The sequence below is a fragment of the Streptomyces sp. NPDC004752 genome, from assembly GCF_053601275.1.
Genome location: NZ_JBSGBN010000008.1, coordinates 114,440 through 121,523, shown reverse-complemented (window position 1 = coordinate 121,523; position 7,084 = coordinate 114,440). Strand labels below are relative to the sequence as shown.

The window sequence follows — 7,084 nt, the reverse complement described above, 5'->3', positions numbered from 1 at the left end:
GAGGTGGGGGTGAGCGGGTCGTCGTGGATCCAGCGTTGCAGGGTGGCCCAGGTGGGCGGGGCCTGGAAGCCGAACTCGGAGCAGAAGCGGGGTACATGGTCGCGGTAGGCGGTGTAGTCGATCTCGTTCCAGACCTGCCATTCGTGGCGGGTGCCGTGGTCGGCGTCGTTGGGGTGCACCTGGTCGAGCGGCAGGCCGGGGCTGTAGGGGCTGTTGGCGGAGTAGAACCGGGTGGGGTCGAGTTCGGCGACGATGCCCGGGAGCAGTTCGGTGTAGTAGCCGTAGCCCCAGGTGCGGTCGCCGAGTTGCTCGCGCCAGCCCCAGTCGCGAAAGCCCCACATGTTCTCGTTGGCGCCGTTCCACAGCGCCAGGGAGGGATGGGAGACAAGACGGGTGATGTTCTCCCGTGCCTCTGCCTCTACTTCGGAGCGCAGCGGCTCCTCCTCGGGGTAGGCGGCGCAGGCGAAGGGGAAGTCCTGCCAGACGAGCATGCCGCGCTCGTCGCACACGTCGTAGAAGTCCTCGCTCTCGTAGATGCCGCCGCCCCAGACCCGCAGCAGGTTGACATGGGCGCCGAGGGCCTGGTCGATGCGGTGGGCGAGGCGTTCGCGGGTGATCCGGGTGAGGAAGTGGTCGTCCGGGATCCAGTTCGCGCCCTTCACGAAGACGGGCTTGCCGTTGACGACGACGGTGAACGGTGTGCCGATCTCGTCCGGGGTGGTGTCGACGGTGATGGTGCGGAAGCCGATACGGCGCCCAGTGGCATCCAGCGGTGTGCCCGCGGCGTCCCGTACTTCCACCACCAGGTCGTACAACGGCTGATCACCGTACCCAGCCGGCCACCACAGAGCCGCGTCCGGGACCTCGACTGTGACCACCGCGGAACCTTCTTCGGCGGGGACCTCCGCAAACGTCTCGCGCCCGGCTGCTCGTGCTGCCAGTATCAGCGGGCGGTCCTCGCCGGTCCCGGCGTGTTCGATCTCGGCATGCACCTCGATCCGCCCGGTGCCGTCGCTGGTCACCGTGGCCAGGGGCCGCACCTGCGCGAGGCGTGCGGTGGTCCAGCGTTCCAGCCGGACGGGCTTCCAGATGCCCGCGGTCTGCAGGTCCGGTCCCCAGTCCCAGCCGAAGCTACAGGCCATCTTGCGAACGGTGTTGAACGGATGCGGATAGCTGTGGGGTCGCTTTCCGAGTTCGCCCTCGGCCTGTTGCGCGTATTCCAGTGCCGGGCGGAAGGAGACGACGAGTTCGTTGGCCCCGGACCGCAGCGCCTGGCGTGTGTCGAACCGGTACGAGCGGTGCATGTTCGCCGTGGTGCCCAGCACCTGGCCGTTGAGTTCGACGGTGGCCACCGTGTCCAGCCCGTCGAAGGCCAGGTCGGTGCGCTCGTCAGGAGCGGGGGGCTCCGCGTCGAAGGTGAGTGTGTAGCGCCATCCGGTGCGGTGCGCCCAGACCATGTCCTGCTCCACCCGGTCCAGATAGGGGTCGGGGATCAGACCGGCGGCCAGCAGGTCGAGATGGGCGCTGCCGGGGACCTGCGCCGGCACAGTGCGGTTCGCGATGTGCGCCGGGATCGGGACCGTGGTCGCCGACATCCGCCAGCCGTCGTGCAGACTCTGCCTGAACATGCTCAATGACTCCCGTGGTTGGGGATGGACAGTTCGGGTTCAGCCTGTGGCCCCACCCGCGGCGGCCGCGTCGCGTGGCCGACAAGGAGCGGGCAGCCCGGTGGACCGAGGCGGGCAGCCCGGTGGGCCGGGGTGGTCTGTGGGTGCCGCGGTCGTCGCGCACACCGCGGTGCTCAACCGTTCAGGGCTCGGTGGGGCGGGCCGTGTCCTTACGGTGGACGACCCGGGTCCGTCCCCGGCCTTGGGCCGCCCCGCGGACCTCGATGTGTCAGGGCTCGATGAGCACTGTGTGTGGTGTGTGCGGTTCCTGGGGGCCGTTGAGTGACAGCCACAGCAACAGCTGTGTCGGATGCTTGACCGGCAGGCCCAGAGTGGCTTCGGCGTTCCGGTCGACGGGGAGGGTGACCTGGTGTGTCTGTCCCGGGGCGGCGTGGATTCGGGTGAAACCCACCAGCACCGCACGGCGTGGAACCAGTCCGGGCACCAGGGCCTGCGCGTAGAGCTGTACGGTCTGCGTGCCGGGCCGTCTGCCGGTGTTGGTGAGATCGGCCGTAACCGTGAGGCCGGGCACGTCCGTGGCCGCGACGGCATCCGCCGACACCGTTGACGTGCCCAGGCGCCAGGTCGTGTAGTCCAGGCCGAAGCCGAAGGGAAGCGCGGCGGCGGCTTCCGTATCGACATACCGCTTCGTGGTCTCGTGGCGCTCGTTGTAAGCGACGGGCAGGGTCGCGGTGGAGCGGGGGAGGGAGGCGGGGAGCCGTCCGGTGGGCTCGCTTCGGCCGCAGAGCAGCTCGGCTATGGCGGTCCCGCCGGTCGGCCCGGAGTACCAGGCGTAGAGCACAGCGTCACAAGCGGCCGTGACATCCGCGATGGCGTGCGGTCTACCGGAGACGATCACTGCGACGGTGGGGGTCCCGGTCGCGGTGACGGCCGCAACCAGTTCCCGCTGCGCACGCGGCAGCCGCACATCGGCCACATCGAATCCTTCGCCGGTGGTGGCGACGGGTGTGCTGCCGCCGAGTTGGGCGGCGCCGTTCATCTGGAACTCGTCGCCGTAGCGGCGTTCGCTGCTGCTGCCGAGGACGAGTACCGCCACGTCGGCCCCCGTCGCCGCCTCGGCGGCCCGGGTCGTGCCGCCCGGGATCGGCGTGGTGAGGCCGGAGCCGGGTTCATGGGTGACCGAGTGGCCGGGCAGGGCGTTCAACGCTTGCAGGACGGTGGTGCCGGAGCCCGGCGGCAGCGGGGGTACGTAGTCGCCGAGCAGACAGGGCAGGTTGTCGGCGTTGGGGCCGATGACCGCGACGCGGGTCGCGGTATCGGGCAGCGGCAGCAGTTCGCCGCGGTTCTGCAGGAGGACCGCTGTGGCGGCCACCAGGTCCCGGACCGGCGCGGGCGGCGGAAAGGACGGCGGGGGAGCGGGCGGGTCGAGCAGCCCGAGCCGCACCTTGACCGTGAGCACCCGGTGGCAGGCCCGGTCGACCACGGCCTCGGAGACAAGGTCCTGGGCGACGGCACCTTCGATGGCGGTGTAGGAGTCATCGAACATGCTCAGATCGACTCCGGCGTGCAGGGCGCGCGCGGCGGCCGCCTCGGGGGAGCCCGCGCCGTGTTTCAGCCGGTCGATGGCGTACGCGTCGCTCATGACGATGCCTTCGAACTGCCATGTGTCGCGCAGGAGTCCGGTGAGCAGGTCCTCGTTGGCGTGGCAGGGGACGCCGTCGATGTCGTTGTACGCGGCCATCACGCCTATCGCCCCTTCGGCGATGCCGGCTCGTGCGGCGGGCAGGTGCACCTCGGCGAGTTCACGGGGGCCGATCGGCGCCCCAGAGGTGTTGCGGCCGCCGATCGCCGAGCCCTGGCCGGCGAAGTGCTTCAGCACGGCGCCCAGACCGATTTGACTGTGCAGTCCCCGGACGAGGGCGCTCACCATGCGCGCTGCCAACAGCGGGTCCTCGGCGAAGCACTCCTCGGAGCGTCCCCAGCGGGGGTCGCGCAACATGTCCAGACCGGAGGCCAGGGCCAGGTGTGCGCCCCGGGCACGCAACTCGGCGGCGGTGTGGGCGGCTGCCTCTTCGAGCAGCTCCGGCCGCCAAGTGGCGCCGATGGCGATGTTCACGGGCCAGAGCTGAGCCCCGACGGCCTGGTGGCCGTGCGGCGCTTCTTCCACGAACAGGGCCGGTATGCCGAGCCGGGAGCCGGTGATGACGCGCTCTTGCACCATCGCGGCCAGATCGTGGGCCCGGTGCGCGTCGACGCCGGTCGTGAGGTCGCGGCCCGACCAGGCATCTGCGCGCTGCAGACCGTAGATCGCCCCGATGCCACCCCAGTGTGCTGTCTCCGCGTCGAGGACATGCGTGGTGCTGAATCCGCCGCCGTCGCGTGTCCAGACGTTCCAGCCGAGCAGTCGTTGGTTGAGTTGGCCGATCTTCTCGCGCAGCGTCATGCGGGAGAGCAGATCATCGACCCGCACCTGTGGTTCGAGTGTGGGGTCGCGAAACGGTGCGGTCATGCCTTTCCTTCCAGCAGCCGGCCGTTGGGCCAGGCCAGCGTAACCATAGAACCTCTGGTCTGTGAACCGGTTCAAACCTCCGATCTGTTCACCACATCAGGAGGCGACGGCTGATACTGGGCCTCAAGGCGATGAGCCGCCGCGGGTCCGGGTTCGCCCCTGGTCTCCGGTCGGTTCCGTGTCCGTAACCTGAAGGTATGTACTCGCCAGTTGTGTGATCGGCTGTTCCGGAACACGGCGCCGGAGAAACGGAGGGACAGGTCTCGACTGCCCACGGTCCGGGGTGCGTTGGGCCATGCACCCTTGTCGGGTGGGAAAGCGCCTACCATCACCCACGGACCCAAGCCGACGTGCCGGGCGGCGCGGGCCGTTGGGCCCGGTGCCGGAGTGGGAGTGGGAGTGGTTCACACTGACGGAAAGTGAGGCTGGTGAGTGATGAGTGAAACGCCGAACCGGCGGCGAGCTGTCCGGATCAGTGATGTGGCGAAGGCCGCGGGTGTCAGCAAGACGCTGGTGTCGTACGCGCTCAACGATCATCCCGGAGTGAAGGAGTCCACCCGCGCGCACATCGTCGAAACCGCCCGCAAGCTGGGCTGGACCCCCAGTCTGCGGGCGCGCTCACTGGCGGTGTCGCGTGCGTACGCCGTCGGCTTGGTGTTTCAGAAGTCCCCGCAGGCGCTGGCCGGCGACCAGTACTACACCAGCATGATGGCCGGACTGCAAAGTGTGCTGTCGCAGTCGAAGTACTCGCTGGTGACCGAGGTTGTGGCGGACGCCCAGGCGGAGCGCGACGCCTTGATCCGGATTGCGCGCGACGGTCGCGTCGACGGCCTGGTCATTGTCGATGTGGGCCCGGCCGATCCCCGGTTCGCCCTGGCCGGTGAGTTGGGGCTGCCGTTCGTGAGTCTGGGCTGGCCTCCGGAGCGCACCACGATGCCCGTGCTCGTGTACGACGAGTCAGAGGCGATCACCGATGTGGTGACGCACCTGGTCGGCCTCGGGCACCGGCGCATCGCCCAGGTCGTGGGCCCGCAGTCCGTCGCTCCGGCGCGGCTGCGCCGTACCTTGTACCAGAAACGACTGAGGGAGCACGGTGTCGACGACTCGCTGTGGGTCGAGGGGGACTACACGGCTGAAGGCGGGCTGGCGGCGACCGCGCAGATCCTCGACGGGAGCACGACTCCGACGGCGATCATCTACTCCAATGACGTGATGGCGATCGCCGGGACAAGCGTTGCCTTCTCCTGCGGTCTGCGGGTCCCGGAGGATCTGTCGGTCGTGGGCTGGGACGGCATCGCGCTCAGCGAGTTCCTGCATCCGGCCCTGTCCACGGTCACTCAGCATCCCTTCGAGGACGGCCGGCTCGCCGCTCAGAAGTTGCTCGAAGCCATCGACGGCCGCGAGTTCGTCGAGCCTGTCCGGACGCCGAACCCCCGGTTCGTCGCCCGGGCGTCAAGTGGGCCCGCGCCGCACTGAGCAACTGGTTTCTGTCACATGCCTTGACACGAGTGGCAGAGGTCCGATGATAGGTTGAACCGGTTCACAGATGTCCTCTTCGCGCTGGGACAGAGCACTGTGCACCGCTCCCACCCACCTCCTCATTTCACAAGGAGTCCGCATGACCCGCTCAGGCTTTGCCCCGCGGCGTGCGACTGCGCTGGCCGTGGGCGCCACACTTGTCTCAAGCCTGCTGACGGCGTGCTCTGGATCCGGCGCGGACTCTGCGCCGAACTCCATCACGGTGTCATCGGTCTTCACCAAGGCAGACAAGACCGGCTATGAATTCAACAGGCTTGCCAGGAAGTTCACTCAGCAGACCGGGATCAAGGTCGATGTGGAGGAGGTCGGCGGCAGCACCGATTTCCCCAACGCCTACGAAGCCGCCAAACTGGCGGGCAACGAGCGCGACTTGGTCGTGCTCAATCTGACACCGCGGACCAGCAACTGGCTGCCGCAGGGCCAAGTGGTCGATGTCAAGAAGTACATCGATGACTGGGGTCTGCGCTCGAAGATCGAGCCCGGCGCCCTGGAGTACTGGACCCAGGGCGACAAGGGTGTGGCCGGATTCCCGTTCCTCGCGTTCAACTGGCCGATCTGGTACAACATGGACCTGCTGAAGAAGGCCGGTGTGGCCAAGGTGCCCGCCACGACCGACGAACTGATCGCCGATGCCCACAAGCTGCGCGCCGTCGGTATCCAGCCCATGTCGCTAGGCGGTGGCGACTGGCCCGTCATGAACTTCACCACCTGGATGGTTCAGCAGTACACAGCGCCGGACGAAGCCAAGAAACTGTTCAGCAAGGGCGGGTTCTGCAAGAGCGCGGGCGCGGTCAAGGGCCTGGACCTGTTCGGCCGGCTGCGCGACGAGGGTGTGTTCGTGGACAACGTACAGGGCTACAACGCCGACCAGATGTCGTCCGCGTACTTCAGTGGCAAGGCCGCGATGATGCCGGCCGGGTCGTGGGCCTACACACAGGTTCCCGCTCAGGTCGGCAAGCTCACCGAACTCTCCGGCTTCCCCGTCGCACCGGCCGGCGTGTACAGCAAGCCCACCGCGTTCTACGGCGCCGGGTCCGGATTCTTCCTCTCCCCGAACGGTGAGAAGAAGATCGGTACCATCGAGAAGTTCTTGAAGTTCATGTACTCTCAGCCGAGTTTGCAGAGCTGGGTCTCCGACGGTCAGCAAATTCTCGCCATGAAACCGGAGGCGCTGGGCAACGCCAAGGCCAGTGACCCGCTGGTGCAGAAGGGTATTTCCGTCACCAACCGCACGGTCGACTTCATGGTGCTGCCGGACAACTACCTCCCGGCAGGGATGGATTACGCGCCCGTCGGCACCGAGTTCCTCGGTCATAAGGGAGCGACCGGCGCAACATACTGCAAGGCGCTGGACAAACTGTACGTCGATCAGTAGTCCACGGCTCAGGGTTCGGCGGCAGGTCGGCCG

The 7,084-nt window shown here is 67.9% G+C and carries 4 protein-coding genes; 2 read left to right on the top strand and 2 right to left on the bottom strand.

Translation table 11 applies throughout. The features are described from left to right. Together ACWEKM_RS05835 and ACWEKM_RS05830 are read right to left on the bottom strand one after the other, a co-directional pair. The coding region (locus ACWEKM_RS05835) for a glycoside hydrolase family 2 protein (protein WP_451619910.1) at nucleotides 1-1,628 on the bottom strand (1,628 nt) is incomplete at its 3' end. Nucleotides 1,629-1,896: 268 nt separating this feature from the next. Next, on the bottom strand, nucleotides 1,897-4,137 hold the full coding sequence (locus tag ACWEKM_RS05830; RefSeq protein ID WP_451619909.1) for a glycoside hydrolase family 3 N-terminal domain-containing protein: 2,241 nt from the start codon (nucleotides 4,135-4,137) through the stop codon (nucleotides 1,897-1,899). Nucleotides 4,138-4,572: 435 nt separating this feature from the next. Between ACWEKM_RS05830 and ACWEKM_RS05825 the strand changes: the two genes are divergently transcribed. Both ACWEKM_RS05825 and ACWEKM_RS05820 read left to right on the top strand, forming a co-directional pair. Next, nucleotides 4,573-5,613 (top strand): LacI family DNA-binding transcriptional regulator, encoded by a 1,041-nt coding sequence (locus ACWEKM_RS05825; protein ID WP_451619908.1) that lies wholly within the window; start codon nucleotides 4,573-4,575, stop codon nucleotides 5,611-5,613. Between the two features lie 142 nt (nucleotides 5,614-5,755). Further along, on the top strand, nucleotides 5,756-7,051 hold the full coding sequence (locus tag ACWEKM_RS05820) for an ABC transporter substrate-binding protein (protein ID WP_451619907.1): 1,296 nt from the start codon (nucleotides 5,756-5,758) through the stop codon (nucleotides 7,049-7,051). Nucleotides 7,052-7,084 lie beyond the last annotated feature (33 nt).